This window comes from Halopseudomonas sp. T1L2 (assembly GCF_055397385.1).
Window position 1 is genome coordinate 1,748,295 of the sequence record NZ_AP040865.1, and the last position, 18,932, is coordinate 1,767,226.

Consider the following 18,932-nt stretch of genomic DNA (forward strand, 5'->3'; position numbering starts at 1 on the left):
GGACAATGGCTCTGTATCGGCACGTCACGCCGATTCTTCAGTCCATGAGGGTTTGATGCATATCAGTGTAAAACCACACGATTTGCATTAGGCTGGTTCAATACCGTGTCACACCGACAACAGGAGTCAGCCGCATGGATATCAAACACCTTCTGGTAGTGATCGACCCTACCCGCGAACAGCAACAACCTGCGCTGGATCGCGCGGCTTCGCTGCTTGAACGCTTTCCCGCTGCCCGTCTGACGCTGATGCTCTGCGACTACATCCCGGCCCTGGATGGAGGGATGCTGTTTGATACCGCGGGGCTGGAAAAGGCCCGAGCGTCACTGCTCCAGCACCACCATGAATATCTCGAAAAACTGGCGGCGCCGCTGCGTGCCAAAGGCACCGAGGTGGCAGTGACTGCCGTTTGGGGCAAGCGTTCGGATCGCCATATCCTGCGCGAAGTAAGCACGTGCAAACCCGATCTCGTGCTCAAGGCGACCCGCCATCACAACGTGCTCAAGCGCCTGCTGCTGACCACGGCCGACTGGCAACTGATCCGCCACTGCGAGGTCCCGCTTTGGCTGGTCAAGCACGGCGACAAGCCGATCAACCGCCTGTGCGCCAGCGTTGATCCGCTGCACAGCGCCGACAAGCCGGCGGCGCTGGACCACAAGCTCATCGCCATTGCGACCAGTCTCGGCAAGACCATGGACGCGACGCTGGATCTGGTGCACTGCTATACACCTCTGCCGCGGACCATGGTGTTCGACGCCAGCGTCATTGCCGATTATGAAGGCTACGCGCGGGACGTGAAGCAGCACCACGCTACGGCGTTCAGCCAGCTGCTTGCCCGTTCGGCCTCCGAGAGCGCGCAATCCCACCTGCTTGAAGGCGACCCGGAAGAAGCCCTGCCCGACTTTCTGGAGAAGGAAAAGGTCGATCTGCTGATCATGGGTGCGGTGTCGCGCTCACGACTGGACAGCGCCCTCATCGGTCACACCGCAGAACGCTTGCTGGACTCGGTGTCGTGCGACGTACTGGTAATCAAGCCGGACGGCTTCGTCGATCCAAGCAAGCCCTGAAACCGAGCCTCGGCAGCCGCCTCAGGCGCTGCCGACCTGCCCCGCAGCGCGGGCGAGAGCGGTAATCTCGCCCCAGCGCTGCTGCGCGACCAGCTCGGCCGGCGCAACCCAGCTGCCACCGACCGCCATCACATTTGGCAGTGCCAGATACTCGGCCAGATCGGCCTGCGAGACGCCCCCCGTCGGACAGAAGCGAACATCCCTGAACGGCCCGGCAAATGCCCTGAGCAAGCCAAGCCCGCCGAGAATCTGGGCAGGAAAAAGCTTGAAGCGGCGATAGCCGAGCCGATAGCCACTCATCAATTCGGAGGCGGTGGCAATGCCCGGCAACAGCGGGACTGCTGCTTCCAGCCCGCATTGCAGCAGCTCGTCAGTACAGCCGGGCGTCACCACGAACTGCGCGCCGGCCGCCAGCACTGCCTCAAACTGCTCCGCGGCCAGCACCGTCCCCGCGCCGACCGTCAAGGCAGGACGCTGCGAACGCAGCAGCGCAATGGCGTCAATACCCAAGGCGGTACGCAGGGTAATTTCCAGCGTAGTGATCCCCCCTTCCGCCAGGGCGTCGGCCAGCGGCAGCACATCCTCCAGCCGCTCGATATTCAGCAGCGGCAGCAGCGGTGAGCGACTGAACAAGGAGTCCAGCATTTGCGTTTTTTCAGACAGGTGCGTCATCGGGCTGACCATCTTCCGGGCAGTAGTAAATATCCATGGGTGCCTGCACAAAGGCACTGATTGGCCAGCGCGCTGGCTGATCGGCTTCAACAGCCGTGCACAGCGTCCGCAACTTGGCATCGCCACTGATCGCCAGCAATCGAAATCGCGCGGAGTGTAACGCACGCCCGGTGAGGGTCAACCTCGGCGTACCATCGGCAGCCCGGCTTGCCACGCAACCAGCGTCGCAGTTGCCGTTCAACCACTCAGCCAACCCCTCGGCATGCGGGAACAGCGAGGCCGTATGGCCGTCAACGCCCATTCCCAGAACCACCAGGTCCAGTGGCAACCAGTCAGCGAGCTGCCTGGCTACCTGAGCCGCATCCGCGGCCGGTGTCACGCCCCGATACAGCGGCAGCCACTGCAGCCGGGGGAAGATGGCAGCCAACCTTGAGCGCAGCAGCGCTGCATTACTTTGTGCATCGCTCTCGGGCACCCAGCGTTCATCAACCAGCGTCAGCCGAACACGCGACCAGTCAATCGCCTGACGCGCCAGCGCGTCGAGAAAGCGCACCGGACTGCGCCCGCCGGACAACGCCAGCGAGGCCTGACCGCGCTCGGCCATGGCCGTGCTCAAGCGATCGGCAACGGCCACCGCAAGGTGTTCAGCCGCTTGCAAGGGCGAATCGAAGCGTTTCAGCCTCACGCCGCGCTGCTTGAGCCGGCTCTCGATGACGTCCATTACCCATCCGTCTCCCGCAGACTGGCGGTAAACACGCTGGCACCCTGATCCGCCGGGCTGGCTTCGGCCCGCATAAAGGCAAACAGCTCACGGCCCCAGCCACCACGGACACCATCCGGCGCAGTTGCGGCAGGACGAGCCTGCCAATCGGCAGCAGGCTCAATCAGCTCCAGCGTACCGGCATCGGCATCCAGGCACAGCACGTCGCCCTCGCGCAGGCGCGCGATCGGCCCACCATGCAACGCTTCGGGGCACAGGTGAATTGCCGCCGGCACCTTGCCGGAGGCACCGGACAGTCGCCCGTCGGTTACCAGCGCGACCCGCTGCCCGCGATCCTGCAAGACGCCCAGATACGGCATAAGACGGTGCAGCTCCGGCATGCCGTTGGCGGCCGGGCCCTGAAAGCGCACAACAACAACCACATCGCCGACCAGCTCACCGGCCTCGAAGGCACGAACAAACTCCGTCTGACTGTCGAACACCCTGCACGCGGCCGTGACCCGACGGTGTTCGGCTGCCACCGCCGACACCTTGACCACGCCACGGCCAAGCCCGCCAGCGATCACCCTCAGGCCGCCATCAGGCGCAAAGGGCTGCTCCGTACCGCGCAGTACCTGATCATCAAGACTTGCGCCGATGCCATCGCGCCAGCTCAGCTCGCCGTCATCGAGCACCGGCTCAAGGGCATAACGCTCAAGGCCCGGACCCGCGACCGTCTGCACATCCGCATGCAGCAGGCCGGCGTCCAGCAGCTGGCGAAACACAAAGGCGGTACCGCCGGCAGCCTGAAACTGGTTGATATCGGCCTTGCCACTCGGATAGATATGCGCCAGCGTCGGCACTGCCCGGGACAGCTCGGCCATGTCATCCCAGTCAAGCTGCAGCCCTGCTGCCTGACCGATGGCAACCAGATGCAGCGTCAGGTTGGTCGAGCCCCCCGTTGCCAGCAACATCACCACGGCATTGATCAAGGCCCGCTCATCAAGCACATCGGCCAGCCGTACCCGACCATCCCGCGCCAGCCGCACCGCGACAGCGGCCGCTTCACGGGTCAGCGCGTCACGCAGCGCACTGTCCGGCGCGACGAAGGAAGCCCCCGGCAACTGCAGCCCCATCGACTCCAGCAGCATTTGATTGGTATTTGCAGTGCCGTAGAAGGTGCAGGTGCCCGGGCTGTGGTAGGAAGCGCTCTCGGCCGCAAGCAAGGCCTGCCTGTCAACCTTGCCCTCGGCATAGAGTTGGCGCACCCGGGCCTTCTCGCTGTTCGGCAGGCCGCTGGGCATGGGACCGGAGGGAACGAACACCGTCGGCAAGTGACCAAACCGCAGTGCGCCCATCAACAGGCCGGGCACGATCTTGTCGCAAATACCGAGGCACAGTGTGGCATTGAACATGTTGTGGGACAGGGCTATGGCGGTCGACATGGCAATCACATCACGACTGGCCAATGACAGCTCCATGCCCGGCTCGCCTTGGGTCACCCCGTCACACATTGCCGGCACACCGCCGGCGACCTGCCCGGTGGCGCCCAGACGGCGCAGATACTGGCGCAGCAACGCGGGATAACGCTCGTATGGCTGGTGCGCCGAGAGCATGTCGTTATAGGCCGTGACGATACCGACATTGACCTCGTCCGGCAGCGCCAGCCGCTGCTTGTCCTGAGCGCTGCAGGCAGCCATGCCATGCGCCAGATTGCCACAGGAAAGGCCCTGCCGCGGAGCTGGCGCAGCGTTTATCAACGACAGATAAGCCGCTCTGGAACGGGCACTGCGTTCGCGCAATCGTTCGGTTACCTTGCCCAGCACTGGGTGCATTCCACCTCTCCCGACTCGATGGTCACAAACCTACCCGCCAGCCGACATTATGGTCTATTGTAGGGCCTCGCCCAACCCTCCCGTACAAGGACCCCTGCATGACGCTGCGTCGCACCAAAATCGTCGCCACGCTCGGACCGGCAAGCAACAGCCCGGAAAAGATTGCCGAGCTGATCAAGGCCGGAATGAACGTCGCCCGCCTGAACTTCTCCCATGGCAGTGCTGATGAACACCGAGAGCGTGCAAGACTGGTGCGCGAAATCGCCGAACAGCAAGGCAAGCACGTCGCCCTGCTGGGTGACCTGCAGGGTCCGAAGATCCGCATCGGGCGATTCGCCGACGGCCCGATCAAACTGGAGGTGGGCGATCATTTTCGGCTGTCGACCAACCACCCTCTCGACGGTGGAACTCAGGATATCGTGGGCCTGGATTACCCGGATCTGGTCAAGGATTGCCGCGCTGGCGACGAGTTGCTGCTGGACGATGGTCGCGTAGTACTGCTGGTCGAAAGCGTCGGTCGCGACGAGGTACGCTGCAAGGTAACCACCGGCGGTCCGCTGTCGAACAACAAGGGCATCAACCGCCGTGGTGGCGGCCTGTCTGCCCCGGCCCTGACCGACAAGGACCGCACCGACATCAACCTCGCCGCCGAGCTGCAGATGGAATATGTAGCCGTCTCCTTTCCGCGCGACGCCGCCGACATGGATCTGGCCCGCAAACTGCTGCGCGACGCCGAATCGGACGCCTGGCTGGTGGCCAAGATCGAGCGCGCCGAAGCGGTTGCCGACGATGTTGCGCTCGACGGGCTGATCCAGGCCAGCGACGCCGTCATGGTAGCCCGGGGCGATCTGGGCGTAGAGATTGGCGATGCCGAGCTGGTCGGCATCCAGAAGCACATCATCAGCCGTGCCCGCAAACAGAACAAAACGGTGATCACCGCGACCCAGATGATGGAGTCGATGATTTCCAGCCCGCTGCCGACCCGTGCCGAGGTGTCGGATGTTGCCAACGCCGCGCTGGATTACACCGACGCAGTGATGCTGTCAGCCGAAACCGCCGCCGGCAGCTACCCCGTTGAAGCCGTTGAAGCCATGGATCGCGTATGCCGCGGTGCAGAGAAACAGCCGGTCAGCAAGCGCTCCGGCCATCGTCTGTACCAGGAGTTCGAGCGCTGCGATGAAACCATCGCACTGGCCGCCATGTACGCGGGTAACCACTTCCCCGGCGTCACGGCGATCATCACCCTGACCGAAAGCGGCTACACCCCGCTGATCATGTCGCGTATCCGCTCTCACCTGCCGATCTTCGCGCTGTCGCCGAACAGCCAGACACTGGGCCGGGTATCCCTGATGCGCGGGGTGCAGGCGATCCGCTTCAACCCGGCTGAAATGGCGCCTAGCGATATCAATCAGACCGCGGTGACCCGGCTGCTGGAGGCCGGCCACGTAAAACCGGGCGACTGGGTGATCCTGACCAAGGGCGATGTCTACAACTCCCGCGGCGGTACCAACTCGATGAAGCTGCTGCATGTCGGCGAGCGGCTGGTCTGACAACCGGAGCGTAGCCCCAAAGAGGGCTGCCTGAACTGACGGGACGAGCGGAGCTTTCCCTCGCGACTCATCGCTGCATACTGCGCTGTCGTTGTGCCAGTCTTTCGCCTTTACGGCGAGCCAAAGGGGGCCGCTTGCCCGGCCCCCCTTGGCGATCCCCCCGGGCACCCGGCTACGCGGCCCTTCGGGTTCGCTGCGTTGCTCGGCTTGGCAGGGGCCGGCAGAACTCGGCTCTTCGAGCCTCAAACAGGCTGCCGTCCTTTTTCCTGCCAATCCTGTGCTACTCGCCCGCGTAAACGGGACGAACCCCGGTGCACACTCGATCATTGGAGCATTAGGTAACTGCGTTGCCAAAGCCCTTGTCGCGGAGCGTAAAACTGCCGCCAAGACCCACAAAAAAGGCCTCGCAAGCGAGGCCTTTTCGACTACCACCGGATCTTACTTGATCTCGACCGCCAGACTTTCGGCAATTTTCTTCTGCCAGATCTGCGGGCCGGTGATGTGCGCGGATTCGCCGGTGCTGTCGACCGCAACGGTAACCGGCATATCCTGCACCTCGAACTCGTAGATCGCTTCCATACCCAGTTCGGGGAAGGCGATCACATCGGCTTTCTTGATCGCCTGAGCGACCAGATACGCCGCGCCGCCGACCGCCATCAGGTAGACCGCCTTGTGATCCTTGATCGCTTCAATGGCAATCGGGCCGCGTTCGGACTTGCCGATCATGCCCAGCAGGCCGGTCGCCTCGAGGATCTGACGGGTGAACTTGTCCATGCGCGTGGCGGTGGTCGGGCCAGCCGGTCCAACCACCTCGTCACGCACCGGATCAACCGGGCCAACGTAGTAGATAAAGCGGCCTTTCAGATCAACCGGCAGCTCTTCGCCCTTGTTCAGCATGTCGACCATGCGCTTGTGCGCAGCGTCGCGGCCGGTCAGCATCTTGCCGGACAGCAGCACGGTTTCACCGCTCTTCCAGCTCAGCACGTCTTCCGGGGTCACGGTGTCGAGGTTGACGCGGCGCACGCCGTCGCCCACTTCCCAGGTGATTTCCGGGTAGGCATCCATCGGCGGCGCTTTCAGCTCGGCCGGGCCACTGCCGTCGAGCACGAAGTGCGCGTGACGGGTTGCGGCGCAGTTGGGGATCATGCAGACCGGCAAGCTGGCCGCATGGGTCGGATAATCCTTGATCTTGATGTCCAGCACGGTGGTCAGACCGCCCAGACCCTGCGCACCGATACCCAGCGCATTGACCTTGTCCATGATTTCCAGACGCAGCTCTTCGGCGCGATTCTGCGGGCCACGGGCACGCAGCTCATGGATGTCGATCGGGTCCATCAGGGCTTCCTTGGCCATCACGGCAGCCTTCTCGGCGGTACCGCCGATACCAATACCGAGCATGCCCGGCGGGCACCAGCCAGCGCCCATGGTCGGGACAGTCTTGATCACCCAGTCAACGATCGAGTCGGACGGGTTGAGCATGACCATCTTGGACTTGTTCTCGGAGCCGCCGCCCTTGGCCGCGACATCCACTTCAACCTTGTCGCCGGGGACGATCTGGTAGTGGATGACCGCCGGGGTGTTGTCCTTGGTGTTGGTGCGCTTACCGGCCGGATCGGCCAGGATGGAGGCACGCAGGACGTTGTCCGGGTTGTTGTAGGCGCGGCGCACGCCCTCGTTGATCATGTCGTCCAGGCTCATGGTAGCGCCGTCCCAGCTGACGTTCATGCCAACCTTGACGAACACGGTAACGATACCGGTGTCCTGACAGATCGGGCGATGGCCGGTGGCACACATGCGCGAGTTGATCAGAATCTGGGCCATGGCGTCCTTGGCCGCCTTGGACTCTTCACGCTCGTAGGCTTCGTGTACCGCCTGAATGAAGTCGACGGGATGATAATAGGAAATATACTGCAGAGCGTCGGCTACGCTCTGGATCAGATCGTCTTGCTTGATAACGGCCATGCTCGGACAGGCTCCTCTGTTTGACCGCCGGACCTCGGACGGCGCCGGGTCGGGCTCACGGAATCAGGCAGGCACCGACAGGGAGGCCGGCAGGCCTGAAAAAATGCGCTGGCAAGTATACCTGAGCTTGGGAAGCGCGGAACAACCTCTTGCGCCACCCCTGACAACCGGGGCGACAGGATCAGCGAGCCCAGCGAGTGGAAAGCCGTCACAGTTAAGGCAGGAAATAGCGAAAAGAACTTGCAAAACAGCCGTCAATCGATAAATTGACGTCATAATGCCATCATACAAAAACGAGGCACCGGACGTGGTCGATCTGCAGGATGCACAGAACGCCAAGTTCCAGACGCTGAGACTGCAGCGCTTTTACCTGGCTCAACTCAATTACCTGATTACCTACGTGGTGATCTGCGTGGCCTGGGTATCCGGACAATATGATGGGTCCGGCTGGCTGGTGCTCAGCCACATCGGCCTCGGCGTTGCCACCCAACTGGTGTTCCTCGCCCTGTTTCGCAGTAACTGGAATCTGCGCCTCAAGGACCCGAGCATGACCAATGCGCAGATAACCGTGGCGATCCTGCTGATCACCTATCTGCTTGCCTTTGCCGGGCCACTGCGCGGCAGCCTGATCATGATTTACGCCAACATCATGGTATTTGGCATATTCCAGCTATCGCGCCGGGACTTCCTGATCCACTCGGGGCTGGCGCTGGTCTGCTTCGGCGCGCTGATCACCATCGAACACTACTATCAGACCGATACCCGGCAGTTCACCCTCAATCTGGTGGAGTGGTTCATCCTCGCCTGCTTTCTGGTCGGCCTGAGCATGACAGCCAGCTACATTCGCGAGCTGCGCGAGCGCCTGCAGCAACGCCACAACACCCTGCAGGCCCACCAGGAAACCCTGCGCGGCATGATGGGTCAACTGCAGAATCTGGCCACAACAGACCCGCTTACCGGGCTGGCCAACCGCCGGCACTTCATCCAGGAAGCACGGCGGCGTATGACGCTGATGCGTCCGACCCAGCAGATGGGCATTGCGCTGATCGACCTGGATCACTTCAAGCGCATCAACGACCTGTACGGACACGCGGCGGGTGATCAGGTGCTGCAGGGCTTTGCCGAACTGGCCCGGACCACCCTGCGAGACGACGACCTGATTGCCCGCTTTGGCGGCGAGGAATTTGTTTTGCTGCTCGGCAACACCAGCATTGAAACACTGCACCAGTGCGTGGAGCGCCTGCGTCAGCGCTTTGCCGAAAAGACGTTTGATGTCCTGCCAGAGGGCGTGCACTGCACCTTCTCCGCCGGTCTCAGCCTGCTGCAACCCGAGGACGATCTGGAAGTCTGCCTGAACGACGCCGATCAGGCGCTGTATCTGGCGAAAAATAGCGGACGTAACCGCAGCGAATGGCACGACCCCAGTTATGCCTGAGATCCGAATCAGAGGCCGCTGTCTGAATGCTGCTGCGGGCAGCAATCTGCTCGATGTTTTGCGCCAGGCCGATCTGCCGGTCAACTGGTCATGTCGGGCCGGTCAATGCCACAGTTGCCTGATACAGAATCTCAACCGGGCTGACGTCAGCCCGGCCCAGCAGGGCCTCTCACCAGAGCAGCAGGCCAACGGCTGGCTGCTGGCCTGCCAGTGCCGGGTTGAGCAGGACCTTGATCTGCACCTGCATGACCCTGCCAGTGATAGTCTGCCGGCGACCATTGAGCGCCTTGAAACGCTACCGGGCCAGGTCATCCGGTTGCAATTGAAGCCGGCCCGGGCCATACGCTATCAGGCTGGCCAGCACCTGGTGATCTGGCTGAGTGCGGATCTGGCGCGAACCTTTTCACTTGCCAGCCTGCCCGGCGAGCCGCTGCTGGAGTTTCATCTGCAGGAGCGCGAGGGCAGCGCTTTCTGCCAAGCCCTGCGAACACTGCCGACAGGCGCCACCTGCTATCTCGGCGCTCCGAGCGGGCATCTCGGCTACGACCCGGAATGGCATAACCAGCCGCTGCTCCTGCTGGCATCCGGCACCGGTCTGGCTCCGCTGCAGGCGATTGCGCGCAACGCGCTTGCCGCTGGCCACAATGCACCGATACAGCTGAGGCACTGGCAACGCGCCGGAGCGCCCTGCTATCTGCAGGCCGAGCTTGAACACCTGGCCGCTCAGCACCCTCACTTGCACCTGCAACTGCGCTCACACAGCGAGCTGGAGGCGGATCTGCGCCAACTGAAGCCACCAGGACGCGGCACCCGGGCGCTGATCTGCGGGTCTCCCGCATTTGTCGAGCGGCTGCGCAAGCCGCTGTTCATGGCCGGGCTGTCAGGCCGCCAGGTTCTCGATGAGGCGTTTCTCAGCCGCAGCCGCTAAACAAAACCGTCGGCGTTTATAAGCCTGCATTCGTCAGACGCAGGGTTGTGGGTTGCCCGGGCAAAGCATGCGAACATGCCAGCCACCCCAAATACCCGAACGACATGTGGAGTAGACCGTGAGCGAACACCTGCTGATCGACCGCAGCGAGGGCGTATTAACCCTGACGCTGAACCGCGCCGACAAAAAAAATGCCCTGACCCGTGACATGTATGGCGTCATGGGCGAGGCCATCAACGCCGCGCAGGACGATGCCAGCATCCGCGCCGTCGTCATCCAGGGCAGTACCGAGTGTTTCACCAGCGGTAACGACGTTGCCGATTTCATCAAGAACGAACGCAGCGGCACCGACAGCCCGGTGTACGTCTTCCTCAAGGCCATCTGCCACGCCAGCAAGCCGTTGATTGCTGCGGTCAATGGCCCGGCGGTCGGCATCGGCACCACCATGCTGCTCCACTGCGACCTGATTTACGCCGCCGAGAACGCGCGCCTGAAAATGCCATTCGTCAATCTCGGCCTGTGCCCGGAAGCTGGATCGAGCTTCCTGCTGCCGCGCCTGCTGGGTCACCCGCGTGCCGCCGAGTTGCTACTGCTCGGTGAAGAAATCAGCGGCAGCCGCGCCGCCGAGATCGGACTGGTCAATCAGGCATTACCGGCCGGTGAAGCGGTTCTGCAGGCCGCCCGCAAGGCTGCACTGCGCATCGCCGAGCAACCGCCGGGATCGGTTCGCCTGACCAAACAACTGATCCGTGCCGGCATCAGCCGCACCGCCGATGAGGTCATGGAAACCGAGGGCCAGCACTTCGCCCAGTTGCTCGGTGGCGCCGAAGCGCGCGAAGCACTGACTGCCTTCATGGAGAAGCGCAAGCCGGTCTTCGCCTGACCCGCCCCGCTGCCGGCCCCGCCGCGGGGCCGGTGCAGGCGGTTCAGCTAACGCGGGATGCCGAACAGCCACATCACCGATCGATTGATTTGCCCCCAGAAGCGAATCTTGAATCGGTGCCACAACGTCAACCGGCGCCAGCCTGCCAATGTCCAGAGATCGCTCTCGGCAAAATCCTGCTCGAAACTCTCGGCAACCGCTTGTGCCAGATCAGGATCAACCGCCTGCTGATTGGCCTCGAGATTCCAGTGCAACGTCCAGTGATCGAAGTTGCATGAGCCGAGTGACACCCAGTCGTCCACCAGCGCTGTCTTCAGATGGGTAAAGCGCGGCTGGTATTCGTAGATACGCACACCGGCCTTGAGCAACCTCGTGTAGAAACGCTGACCGGCGTAGCGCACGGGCGGATGGTCAATGGTCATACCGCACAGCAGCAAACGCACATCAACGCCGCGTTTGGCCGCCCGTGCCAGCGCTCTGCGAATCCGCCAGGAGGGCAGGAAATACGGTGTAGCCAGCCAAACCCGCTGCTCGGCTCGGCGCAGCGCCGCCAACAGTGATACGACCACTTCCTTCTGCTCGCGCGCACCGATATAGGAGACACGGCCATGCCCGGTCCCGCCAGCGGGCACCGGCGGAATATGTACCCGACGCACGGCAGACAGCCCGCGCTTTTCACGTCGACCGCCCTGCTCCCAGATACGCTCGAACAGGTCGACCCAGTCCTCGACTACCGGCCCCTGCACTTCCAGCATTTGCTCGTGCCAGGGTGTTCTGCCTGTTTCCGGGTCAAGCTGACAAAAGGTATCGGTGATACCGGTGCCGCCGACAAAGGCCATGCGCCGGTCAATAATGAAGAGTTTTCGATGGTCACGATGGAACAGCCGATGGCCACTGAACAGACTGGGAGGATTATAAAACTGCAGGTCCACTCCCATCTGCTCCAGCTCAAGCCGCTCACGGCGGCTCAAACCGTCGGTGCCGATGGCATCAAGCAGGCAACGAACCTGCACGCCGCGTCGACGCGCATGCTGCAGCGCCTCCAGCCATTGCCGGGTGCTGCGGCCAGAGTCCACCAGATACAGCTCAATGTCGATACGCTCGACCGCCTGATCGAGCGCAGCAAGGATGCGCGGGAAGAAGTTGTCACCATCGATCAGCAATTCGAACCGATTGCCGGTTCGCCACTGGTACACCCGCGCAGTCATGTCACTCCCTGTCTTATGAGGGAATGCGGTAGTCCTCCTGCGTCAACAGATCGAGGCCGCATTCCAGGTTACTGATCCAGTCGAGGAACGCCGAAATGGTATCCGGGTCGGCAAACGGACGTCCATGCTGCGGCACGATCATCTTCGGCTTCAGTTGCCTGACCATGTTGGCCCACAGACGGCAGGCCTTGTTGCCCGCCATGTAACGCCGATGAAACCCCTCCATCGTGCTCTTGTGAGTCGCAAAGTCGGTCACAGGTTCCGCATCATCGACCATCGATGCCCCCATATCACCGGAAAACAGAATGCCGCTGATCGGGTCATAAAAGTGCAAATTGCCGACCGAGTGCAGAAAATGCGCCGGCAATACCTTGAGCACCGTTTGTCCCAGCGGCACATCCATCCCGCGATCGGGCACAGCGATCATGCGTTCGGTGGTGGTCATGCCCGTGTGCTTGGTCAAAAAACCCGCACTCAGGTGCGGCAGAAAACGCGCCCACAGTTTCGAGCAGACCACCCGGCAGTTGGTATGCAGGAACCACTTGTCCAGCGATGCAATGATGTCCGGGTCCTGGTGCGAGGCAAACACATAGGTCAGCTCGCGCAACGGGATATAGCGGCTGACCGCCATCGACAACGGTGTGTAGGTGAGGTCACCGCCCGGATCGAGCAGTGCATGCTGATCATGATCAATGATCAGAAACTGGTTCGACTGCACGCCATCACCCGTCACCAGTTGATCGAAGCAGAGCACCTGGTGCGAACCATTGTCGAACAATACTCGGGGCGGACTCGCCATAGACAATCACCTTAACCTGCAGTGGAAAGAGAGTCTCAGGAGTGTATACGCCCAGAACCTGAGCGCCAGTGACCTGCATCAAGGGATAAAGACGTCACAGTAACGTCATCGCACCGTCACCAGCCTGACACTGCCACGCCATAGCCTCAGCCTGAACATCACTGAAGATGCCCGGACGGAGGTGTCCATGACAGATGCAGCCCTTGCCTTTGAAGAATCAGCCAACCGCTGTCTGACGGTCGAACTGGCCGCCACCCCGGACAGTCTGCGCGCCGCCCAAGCCCTGCGCTACCGCGTCTTCGGCGAAGAATGCGGAGCCCGTCTGCACGGCGCCGAGCAGGGACTCGATCAGGATCGCTACGATCTGCACTGCGAACACCTGATCGTCCGCGACCAGCGCAGCGGAGAAGTGGTAGCGACCACCCGTATCCTCGACAGCGAGCGCGCCCGCAGTGCCGGCGGTTTCTACAGCGAAAGCGAGTTTCAGCTGGTTGGCCTGGGCGATTTGCGCGGCGACGTCATGGAAATCGGTCGTACGTGCGTGCACGCCGACTACCGCAACGGTGCAACCATTTCGGTTCTCTGGTCTGGCCTTGCCCAACTGATGAATGAGCGACGCTACAGCTACCTGATGGGGTGCGCCAGCATCGAAATGCATGACGGCGGCGTGCAGGCTCACGCGATCATGCAACGCCTGCGCAACCGCTACCTGTGCCGCGAGCATCTGAACGCGATTCCGCGCTTGCCGCTACCGGAGCGCAGCCTGCCCGATAACGTCACCGCCCAGCTGCCGCCGCTGCTGAAGGCCTACATGCGTCTGGGTGCCAAAATCTGCGGTGAACCCTGCTGGGATCCGGAGTTCAACTGCGCCGACGTCTTTATTCTGCTGCGCCGCGAACAGCTCTGCCCACGCTACGCGCGCCACTTCAAGGCGAGCTGAGCATGCCTGGCCGCTCGGTAAGCACGCCCCGCCGGGTCATCCGCCTGATGGCAGTGATTGGCTGGATTGCCTGTGGGCTGCTGCTGGTCTGCTGGGTTCAGCTCATGCAACAGCTGCAACCCGCCAGGGTGGACCGTCAGCGCCAGAAGCTCACCCGCTGGTGGATGCGCAACCTGATCCGCATTCTGCCGTTGCAGATTCGCGTTACCGGCGCACCGGCTTCAGGCACTACCCTGTGGGTCAGCAATCATGTGTCATGGCTGGATATCGTGGTGCTCGGCGCACAGGCGCCGGTGCACTTTCTGTCCAAGGCGGAAGTACGCGACTGGCCGGTGATAGGCTGGCTGGCGGGCGCCGCCGGCACCTGTTTTATCCAGCGTGGTCAGGGTACGTCCAGCACCGTTCAGGAACAGTTGACCAGTGTGTTGGTAGCTCAGCGCAGCCTGGTGATTTTTGCAGAAGGCACCACTACCGCTGGCGACAGGGTGCGCACCTTCCATGGCCGCCTGCTGTCAGCCGCCATCGAGGCACAGGTGCCGACCCAGCCGGTGGCTCTTGCCTACCGCTACGCGAGTGAACGCGACTCAATTGCTCCGTTCATCAACGACGATGAATTCTCGCAGCACCTGTGGCGCCTGCTTGGGTCGAAGGATATAGAGGTCGACGTTCGGTTCTTGCCGATACTCGACAGCAGCCGACTGAACCGTAACCAGCTGGCGCGCAGTGCACACGCCTCGGTCTGTCAGGCGTTGGGGCTGGAGGACGGCAGGGTCGAGGACGAAACAGCCGAGGTCAAGGCGGCAGCCTGACCCTCGGCGTAGCGCTGCAGCTCGGGCATGAATGCGAGAAAGTCGGCCTCAAAGGCCTCATAGGCCGTTTCCAGCTCAGCCACCCCGCCCGGCAACGGGTTCTCGCGCCGTAGCCGCCGCGCCATGTTGTCTACCGCCCGGTGCAGGTGGGTCAGCTCGGCATAGCTGCTCAACCAGTCCTGCTCGCTCATGTAGTGCACCACCGTCCAGGCCCGCTCAGGCATCCATTCGCGCTGCGCCAGAAGCTGCCGATAGACATCCCGGGTGAAGTCTTCGAGCGGCCGGTCCGCAAAGCGCGACCAGTGCCGCGCCAGCAAATGATCGTAGAACATGTCAACCAGAATCCCGGCGAAACGTCGACGCCGGCTGCTTACTCTGGCCTTGCTTTGCAGCACCAGCGGATGGGCGTCGGTAAAGCTGTCGATCCGCCGGTGCAGAACAATACCCTCGCGCACCGGTTCCGGCAGTTCGAGCCGGTGGACCGGTCCTTTTACAAAGTCGCCCAGCATGCTGCCCAGCGCCTGTTCCGGCGACTGCGAGCCCAGCAGCAAGTGCGCGAGGAAATTCATCAGTTGCCTTCCACCTGCGCGTGCAGTGCGGCGACCTGCGTCTGCAACGTCGTCAGACTGCGATTGGTCTGCAGCCTGAAACTGTCGATTGCCTGCAGCGCCTGATCATTGGCGGCCAGGCGTCGATCCAGCTCCGCTCGCATCGCCAGCACCGCCTGTTCCACCGCCTCGTCGTTGCCCTTGTTCTGCAGTGCGATCAACCCTTGCTTGAGTTCATCCAGCTGCTCGGCCTGCTGACCCAGTTGCAGTTGAACCACCGATAAGGTCCCGAGCTGGGTTTGCATCTGTTCCAGCGCCTGGTTAGCCTCGGCAAAGCGCTGTTGCAGTAGTGCCAGACTGTCGGACCGCTCCTTGCCCTGCTCCTGCAACGCCGCGGAGCTGGCCTGCAGCGCCGTAATCGCCGCCTGCTGGGTCGTGGCCCGCTCTGAGCTGCGCTGGTCGGCCTGCTGCAGTGATGCCAGTTGCTGCCTGTGCTCACCCTGCTCCTTGCGTACCGCCTGCAGCATGTCCTCAATACGAACCAGCTGCGCCTTGCGATCCTGCTCGGCAGCACCGAGGGAGTCCTCGGTCGCCGACACCTTGCCGGTGATGTCCTGAATGCGCCCTGAGGCTTCTTCACTGATGCGGGCAAAACTGTTCTGGGTTGCAACCAGTTGCTGACTCAGCTGGCTTTGCTGCTGATGGGTCCAGTAGCCCAAGCCCAGCAATGCCAGAAAGAGCGCGCCACACAATGCCCAGAGCGGCCCGCTGCCAGCCGCCGCGACCGGTGCCGACGGCTCTGCTCGCAACCCGTCCACATGCGGCGGCAGTCCTCCCCGGCCATCCGACCGACTGTCACGAGTAGCACTGATGCTCGGCAGTTCACCCAACTCCGGTTCCTTCATCTCAACCTCTCAGCAATCAAACTCTCGGCAATCAAACCCTGAAACCCCTGCGCCAGAGCAGTGCAAGGATGCACCAGCAGGCCGCACCACAGACCGCAAAACAGAGCCGATCGCTGCCGTGGCGATGCTTTGACCTGCGTCAAACGGCTGCTATCCGCGACCCAACGCATATTGGTACGTATTCTGCTTGCGGAAATTCGACTTGGCTATAACACCTTTTATCGCCAATCACCTAAGGGGGTATGAGCATGATTGCCGAAGCACAGTTCAACCGCGCCACCCTGGATTGCATGACAGCACTGCGCCGACAGCTCAAACGCACTCTGGGCGTAACCATCCGCCTGGGCGATCCGGACGCCGTCGAGAGCATGATCGGATTAAGCCGGGACAGCAGCTCGGCCGAGATTCGCGAACTCGGCACCCGCCTGGCGGACATGATCAGGCCGGGCCAGGATGATCAGGCGCAATCGCCACTGGCACAGGGCGCAATTGCGTCCCGTCAATTCCAGCATCGACAGGAAAACAGAGCCCGCCTGGAGGCCGAGTCGGAGCACGCTGAGGCGCCGAGCGGCAGCGTTCGTATTTATCGCGGGCAGGTCATTCGCAGCTGACGCCAACCGGGCCCGCGCTGGCGCGCGCCGACTCAAGTCATTACTCTGAGAGCTCCTTTTCAGACAGGAGCACGCGCATGCAGCAATGGATGATCTACGGCGCCAACGGCTACACCGGCCAACTACTGGCCAGAGCCGCTGCGCAACGTGGCCTGCGCCCCATACTGGCCGGACGCAATCGCCAGACCATCAGTGCGTTGGCAAATGAACTGAATCTGCCCTTCCGCTGCTTCGATCTCAATCGTCCGCAGCAGATCTGTGAAGGCCTGCAGGACATTCAGGTCGTACTGCATTGTGCCGGCCCGTTTTCCGCTACCAGTGGCCCGATGGTCGACGCTTGTCTGGCGGCTGGCTGTCATTACCTCGACATTACCGGCGAAATCGATGTGTTCGTCGCCGCCCAGCAGCGCCAGGCCGACGCAGAGCAGGCGGGCATTGTCCTCTGCCCCGGCGTCGGGTTCGATGTCATCCCGACCGACTGCATCGCCGCCAGGCTGAAACTCGCACTGCATGATGCAGACCGCCTGGCTCTGGGTTTTGACACCCACAGCTCGCTGTCGCCCGGCACTGCCAGAACCTCGGTGGAAGGGCTGAAATACGGCGGCCGGGTCCGCAAGGATGATCGCATTCAAACCGTTCCGTTGGCGTATCAAAGCCGTGAAATCGATTTTGGCAACGGGACAAAACATGCGGTCACCATTCCCTGGGGTGATATTGCCACCGCCTGGTTCACCACCGGCATAGACGATATCGAAGTGTTTATCCCGATGGCGCCGAGCGCCGCCGCCCGTCTGCGCCGCCTCGACCGGTTCCGTGCGCTGCTTGGCCTGGCACCGGTGCAGGCACTGCTGAAATATCTGGTTGGCCGTCGCATCCAGGGGCCCGATCATCAGCAGCGCGAAGCCGCTCGCTGTTATGTCTGGGGCGAAGCGCAAAACCGCGCCGGTAAAAAGGTAGTTGCCCGCATCGAAACGGCCAACGCCTATGATGTGACAGTCGAGGGAGCCCTTTACGCAGTTGGTTTTCTGCTGGAAAACCAGCCAGCTCCGGGCTACTACACACCGTCCCGGCTGCTGGGTCCGGAGTGTATCGAGAACCTGCCTGGTTCCGGCCCAATGCACATCGAGTAGCCCGGCTAGGGTGATACGCCGGGCGCCAGCAAGGCCGGCGCCCGGCGGGCCAACTCTGCGGTCAGCCCTTCAAGCAGCTGCCCGCCGCTTCGCCAGTAATGCCAGTAGAGCGGCACAGGCTGCGACCAGCCCGGCGATAGCTCCTGCAACCGCCCCGCACGCAGCGCATCGCCAATCTGCAGTGCAGGCACCATACCCCAACCAATACCCGCCTCAAGCATACGGACAAAGCCCTCGGACGAAGGACACAGGTGATACTCAAACTCACCATCAACACCCAACTGCCTGACAAACCGATGTTGCAACTGATCATCCGGGCCGAACACTACAGCGGGAACACTGCGCACGTCGGTCTGTGAGAGCCCATCGGGGAAGTGGCGCCGAATAAAACCTGGGCTCGCTACCGCCAGATAATGCATCTCGCCCAACAGCAAGCTGCGGGCACCGGCAACCGGCTGCTCAACCGCGCACAGACAGGCAGCCACCTCGCCACTGCGCATTCGTCTTAGCCCTACGTCCTGATCCTCCAGCTGCTGGTCCAGCAGCACCCTCTCACGCTCGCACCAGGGTGCAACCGCGCCAGCCCACCAGGTCGCGAGGCTGTCCGCATTCAGGGCCACTCTCAGCCGGGTGCGGCCGGCGTCGCTGGAGATCTGCGGCAGGTCATGGCGCAGATCGCGCTCCAGCAGCCTGACCTGCTGGACATGGTTAAGCAACCGCTGACCCGCTGCGGTTGCCTGGGGCGGATTTGCACGGACCAGCACCGGAGCGCCCAAGCGTGCCTCCAGCAGCTTGATGCGCTGCGAGATCGCCGATTGGGATAGCCCCAACACACCGGCTGCCCGTTCGAAGCCGCCCTGCTCTACCACCGCGGCCAATGCGGCCAGAAGCTTGTAATCCAGCATGATTATCTTTCCTAATGTGACATCAGCATTATTGTTTTTTCTAAT

Annotated in this window: 18 protein-coding genes; 9 read left to right on the plus strand and 9 right to left on the minus strand. The window is 62.4% G+C overall.

Features of this window, described 5'->3' with window-relative positions:
* Nucleotides 1-134: 134 nt before the first annotated feature.
* Nucleotides 135-1,067 carry a universal stress protein gene (locus ACZ5WQ_RS08110; RefSeq protein ID WP_228247299.1) on the plus strand — a complete coding sequence of 311 codons (933 nt, stop codon included), beginning with the start codon at nucleotides 135-137 and terminating at the stop codon, nucleotides 1,065-1,067.
* A 21-nt stretch (nucleotides 1,068-1,088) separates the two neighbouring features.
* Here ACZ5WQ_RS08110 and ACZ5WQ_RS08115 read toward each other — a convergent pair whose 3' ends face one another.
* The 3 genes from ACZ5WQ_RS08115 to edd are packed head-to-tail and all read right to left on the minus strand — an operon-like array spanning nucleotide 1,089 to nucleotide 4,274.
* Nucleotides 1,089-1,739 (minus strand): bifunctional 4-hydroxy-2-oxoglutarate aldolase/2-dehydro-3-deoxy-phosphogluconate aldolase, encoded by a 651-nt coding sequence (locus ACZ5WQ_RS08115; RefSeq protein ID WP_464383543.1) that lies wholly within the window; start codon nucleotides 1,737-1,739, stop codon nucleotides 1,089-1,091.
* Entirely contained in the window at nucleotides 1,723-2,460 is a 738-nt protein-coding gene (gene pgl, locus ACZ5WQ_RS08120) for a 6-phosphogluconolactonase (protein ID WP_338212767.1), read from the minus strand. Before pgl ends, ACZ5WQ_RS08115 begins: the two co-directional genes overlap by 17 nt.
* The gene (gene edd, locus ACZ5WQ_RS08125) at nucleotides 2,460-4,274 is read right to left on the minus strand and encodes a phosphogluconate dehydratase (protein WP_464383544.1); all 1,815 of its coding nucleotides are present in this window, start codon (nucleotides 4,272-4,274) and stop codon (nucleotides 2,460-2,462) included. The genes pgl and edd overlap by 1 nt, the downstream gene beginning before the upstream one ends.
* A gap of 98 nt (nucleotides 4,275-4,372) precedes the next feature.
* Between edd and pyk the strand changes: the two genes are divergently transcribed.
* Nucleotides 4,373-5,824: a pyruvate kinase gene (gene pyk, locus ACZ5WQ_RS08130; RefSeq protein ID WP_269687019.1), complete on the plus strand. Its 1,452-nt coding sequence runs from the start codon at nucleotides 4,373-4,375 to the stop codon at nucleotides 5,822-5,824.
* A 438-nt stretch (nucleotides 5,825-6,262) separates the two neighbouring features.
* Here pyk and ACZ5WQ_RS08135 read toward each other — a convergent pair whose 3' ends face one another.
* Nucleotides 6,263-7,786 carry a fumarate hydratase gene (locus tag ACZ5WQ_RS08135; RefSeq protein ID WP_338212769.1) on the minus strand — a complete coding sequence of 508 codons (1,524 nt, stop codon included), beginning with the start codon at nucleotides 7,784-7,786 and terminating at the stop codon, nucleotides 6,263-6,265.
* Nucleotides 7,787-8,063: 277 nt separating this feature from the next.
* Between ACZ5WQ_RS08135 and ACZ5WQ_RS08140 the strand changes: the two genes are divergently transcribed.
* From ACZ5WQ_RS08140 to ACZ5WQ_RS08150, 3 genes are all read left to right on the plus strand, one after another.
* On the plus strand, nucleotides 8,064-9,221 hold the full coding sequence (locus ACZ5WQ_RS08140; protein WP_338212770.1) for a GGDEF domain-containing protein: 1,158 nt from the start codon (nucleotides 8,064-8,066) through the stop codon (nucleotides 9,219-9,221).
* Nucleotides 9,214-10,149 carry a 2Fe-2S iron-sulfur cluster-binding protein gene (locus tag ACZ5WQ_RS08145; protein ID WP_464383545.1) on the plus strand — a complete coding sequence of 312 codons (936 nt, stop codon included), beginning with the start codon at nucleotides 9,214-9,216 and terminating at the stop codon, nucleotides 10,147-10,149. Before ACZ5WQ_RS08140 ends, ACZ5WQ_RS08145 begins: the two co-directional genes overlap by 8 nt.
* Before the next feature lie 118 nt (nucleotides 10,150-10,267).
* Entirely contained in the window at nucleotides 10,268-11,032 is a 765-nt protein-coding gene (locus ACZ5WQ_RS08150) for an enoyl-CoA hydratase (protein ID WP_088273623.1), read from the plus strand.
* Nucleotides 11,033-11,079: 47 nt separating this feature from the next.
* Here the strand turns inward: ACZ5WQ_RS08150 and ACZ5WQ_RS08155 are convergent, their stop codons facing one another.
* Nucleotides 11,080-12,240: a phospholipase D-like domain-containing protein gene (locus ACZ5WQ_RS08155; RefSeq protein WP_464383546.1), complete on the minus strand. Its 1,161-nt coding sequence runs from the start codon at nucleotides 12,238-12,240 to the stop codon at nucleotides 11,080-11,082.
* 13 nt (nucleotides 12,241-12,253) lie between these two features.
* Complete coding sequence (locus ACZ5WQ_RS08160; RefSeq protein ID WP_088273621.1) at nucleotides 12,254-13,039, minus strand: oxygen-binding di-iron domain-containing protein; 786 nt, start codon at nucleotides 13,037-13,039, stop codon at nucleotides 12,254-12,256.
* A 187-nt stretch (nucleotides 13,040-13,226) separates the two neighbouring features.
* Between ACZ5WQ_RS08160 and ACZ5WQ_RS08165 the strand changes: the two genes are divergently transcribed.
* Together ACZ5WQ_RS08165 and ACZ5WQ_RS08170 are read left to right on the plus strand one after the other, a co-directional pair.
* Complete coding sequence (locus ACZ5WQ_RS08165) at nucleotides 13,227-13,979, plus strand: GNAT family N-acetyltransferase (RefSeq protein WP_269687014.1); 753 nt, start codon at nucleotides 13,227-13,229, stop codon at nucleotides 13,977-13,979.
* A gap of 2 nt (nucleotides 13,980-13,981) precedes the next feature.
* Nucleotides 13,982-14,788, plus strand: coding sequence for a lysophospholipid acyltransferase family protein (locus tag ACZ5WQ_RS08170; protein WP_338212773.1), 807 nt, complete (start codon nucleotides 13,982-13,984; stop codon nucleotides 14,786-14,788).
* On the opposite strand, the gene ACZ5WQ_RS08175 is transcribed toward ACZ5WQ_RS08170, so the two are convergent.
* Both ACZ5WQ_RS08175 and ACZ5WQ_RS08180 read right to left on the minus strand, forming a co-directional pair.
* Nucleotides 14,722-15,357, minus strand: coding sequence for an acyl carrier protein phosphodiesterase (locus ACZ5WQ_RS08175; protein ID WP_338212774.1), 636 nt, complete (start codon nucleotides 15,355-15,357; stop codon nucleotides 14,722-14,724). The genes ACZ5WQ_RS08170 and ACZ5WQ_RS08175 overlap by 67 nt on opposite strands.
* Nucleotides 15,357-16,241, minus strand: coding sequence for a hypothetical protein (locus ACZ5WQ_RS08180; protein ID WP_464383547.1), 885 nt, complete (start codon nucleotides 16,239-16,241; stop codon nucleotides 15,357-15,359). Before ACZ5WQ_RS08180 ends, ACZ5WQ_RS08175 begins: the two co-directional genes overlap by 1 nt.
* Before the next feature lie 248 nt (nucleotides 16,242-16,489).
* Between ACZ5WQ_RS08180 and ACZ5WQ_RS08185 the strand changes: the two genes are divergently transcribed.
* Together ACZ5WQ_RS08185 and ACZ5WQ_RS08190 are read left to right on the plus strand one after the other, a co-directional pair.
* A complete protein-coding gene (locus tag ACZ5WQ_RS08185) occupies nucleotides 16,490-16,852 on the plus strand; it encodes a hypothetical protein (protein WP_233048238.1) in 363 nt (120 codons plus the stop codon).
* Nucleotides 16,853-16,929: 77 nt separating this feature from the next.
* Nucleotides 16,930-17,982 (plus strand): saccharopine dehydrogenase family protein, encoded by a 1,053-nt coding sequence (locus ACZ5WQ_RS08190; RefSeq protein WP_464383548.1) that lies wholly within the window; start codon nucleotides 16,930-16,932, stop codon nucleotides 17,980-17,982.
* Between the two features lie 5 nt (nucleotides 17,983-17,987).
* Here the strand turns inward: ACZ5WQ_RS08190 and ACZ5WQ_RS08195 are convergent, their stop codons facing one another.
* Nucleotides 17,988-18,887: a LysR family transcriptional regulator ArgP gene (locus ACZ5WQ_RS08195; protein WP_233048240.1), complete on the minus strand. Its 900-nt coding sequence runs from the start codon at nucleotides 18,885-18,887 to the stop codon at nucleotides 17,988-17,990.
* Nucleotides 18,888-18,932: the final 45 nt, after the last annotated feature.

What these genes read in the sequence shown, in the direction of transcription:
- pgl (WP_338212767.1), bottom strand. Translation starts at nt 2,460, where the DNA reads ATGGACGTCATCGAGAGCCGGCTCAAGCAGCGCGGCGTGAGGCTGAAA.
- ACZ5WQ_RS08135 (WP_338212769.1), bottom strand. Translation starts at nt 7,786, where the DNA reads ATGGCCGTTATCAAGCAAGACGATCTGATCCAGAGCGTAGCCGACGCT.
- ACZ5WQ_RS08180 (WP_464383547.1), bottom strand. Translation starts at nt 16,241, where the DNA reads ATGAAGGAACCGGAGTTGGGTGAACTGCCGAGCATCAGTGCTACTCGT.
- pyk (WP_269687019.1), top strand. Translation starts at nt 4,373, where the DNA reads ATGACGCTGCGTCGCACCAAAATCGTCGCCACGCTCGGACCGGCAAGC.
- ACZ5WQ_RS08140 (WP_338212770.1), top strand. Translation starts at nt 8,064, where the DNA reads ATGCCATCATACAAAAACGAGGCACCGGACGTGGTCGATCTGCAGGAT.
- ACZ5WQ_RS08165 (WP_269687014.1), top strand. Translation starts at nt 13,227, where the DNA reads ATGACAGATGCAGCCCTTGCCTTTGAAGAATCAGCCAACCGCTGTCTG.
- ACZ5WQ_RS08155 (WP_464383546.1), bottom strand. Translation starts at nt 12,240, where the DNA reads ATGACTGCGCGGGTGTACCAGTGGCGAACCGGCAATCGGTTCGAATTG.
- ACZ5WQ_RS08185 (WP_233048238.1), top strand. Translation starts at nt 16,490, where the DNA reads ATGATTGCCGAAGCACAGTTCAACCGCGCCACCCTGGATTGCATGACA.
- ACZ5WQ_RS08110 (WP_228247299.1), top strand. Translation starts at nt 135, where the DNA reads ATGGATATCAAACACCTTCTGGTAGTGATCGACCCTACCCGCGAACAG.
- ACZ5WQ_RS08195 (WP_233048240.1), bottom strand. Translation starts at nt 18,887, where the DNA reads ATGCTGGATTACAAGCTTCTGGCCGCATTGGCCGCGGTGGTAGAGCAG.
- ACZ5WQ_RS08175 (WP_338212774.1), bottom strand. Translation starts at nt 15,357, where the DNA reads ATGAATTTCCTCGCGCACTTGCTGCTGGGCTCGCAGTCGCCGGAACAG.
- ACZ5WQ_RS08190 (WP_464383548.1), top strand. Translation starts at nt 16,930, where the DNA reads ATGCAGCAATGGATGATCTACGGCGCCAACGGCTACACCGGCCAACTA.
- ACZ5WQ_RS08115 (WP_464383543.1), bottom strand. Translation starts at nt 1,739, where the DNA reads ATGACGCACCTGTCTGAAAAAACGCAAATGCTGGACTCCTTGTTCAGT.
- edd (WP_464383544.1), bottom strand. Translation starts at nt 4,274, where the DNA reads ATGCACCCAGTGCTGGGCAAGGTAACCGAACGATTGCGCGAACGCAGT.
- ACZ5WQ_RS08145 (WP_464383545.1), top strand. Translation starts at nt 9,214, where the DNA reads ATGCCTGAGATCCGAATCAGAGGCCGCTGTCTGAATGCTGCTGCGGGC.
- ACZ5WQ_RS08170 (WP_338212773.1), top strand. Translation starts at nt 13,982, where the DNA reads ATGCCTGGCCGCTCGGTAAGCACGCCCCGCCGGGTCATCCGCCTGATG.
- ACZ5WQ_RS08160 (WP_088273621.1), bottom strand. Translation starts at nt 13,039, where the DNA reads ATGGCGAGTCCGCCCCGAGTATTGTTCGACAATGGTTCGCACCAGGTG.